Genomic DNA, 875 nt, shown 5'->3' on the forward strand with positions numbered 1-875 from the left:
TGATGCTCCTATAGCTGTCAATTGTTGTTGAGCCAGTCTGAGTAGCGTTGGAAGAATTGGTCGTCGCGGGTGAGGCCGCGTTCGAATCTGGACAGTGTTGAGGGCCAGATGTGAAGGGTGTCGGCGGCTGCCTGGAGGGTGATGTGTTTGGCTGTGCGGAGTGCCCGGAGTTCCCCGGCGGCGGGTGCGGGGTGGGGGTGGAGAAGTTGGTCGTAGATTTCGCGGGCTATGTAGCGTTTGAGGCAGCGGATGATTTCTTTGCTGGTTTTGCCTTCTTGCCGGCGCTTGTTGACGTAGGTTTTTGTGCGTGCGTCGCAGCTCATGCGGACGAGCGCGATGTGGTGGAGCGCTTTGTTGGCCTGTCGGTCACCGCTGCGGCTGAGGCGGTGGCGGGTGGTCTTGCCTGACGAGGCAGGGATGGGTGCGACGCCGACGAGGGCGGCGAACTTTGCCTCGGTGCCGATTCTTTCGGGGTTGTCTCCCACCGTGACCAGCAGCTGGCTGGCGGTGTCGGTGCCGACCCCGCGCAGGTCCCGGAGCATGGGTGCGTACTCAGTTACGACCGTATCCAGTTCGGCTTCGATCAGCCGCAGTTCATGATCAAGCATCCGGTGGCGGCGTGCAAGGCGTTTTAGCACGACGGCGGTTGCGTTTGCAGGGTCGGTCAGGGGCCCGCTGGGCCGGGATTTTTCCAGGGCGGTGATCATTGCAGTGTTGGTCATGCCGCGGTAGCGGGCGCGCAAGGTTTCCGGGGCGGAGACGAGGATGCATTTGATCTGAGTCATTGCCGCTACTCTTGCCCGCATCGCGGTGGCTCTCTCGGCGCGCAGTACGCGCAATGATTCAACAGCGCCGTTACGGGCTTTCGGAAGCGA

The 875-nt window shown here is 62.2% G+C and carries 1 protein-coding gene; it reads right to left on the minus strand.

Annotated elements, in window-relative coordinates; translation table 11 throughout:
• Positions 1-17: 17 nt before the first annotated feature.
• Positions 18-875 (minus strand): transposase (locus tag AC5RTT_RS20655; protein WP_494146721.1); only part of this gene is annotated, 858 nt, incomplete at its 5' end.

The sequence above is a fragment of the Arthrobacter sp. Y3221157 genome, assembly GCF_059089865.1.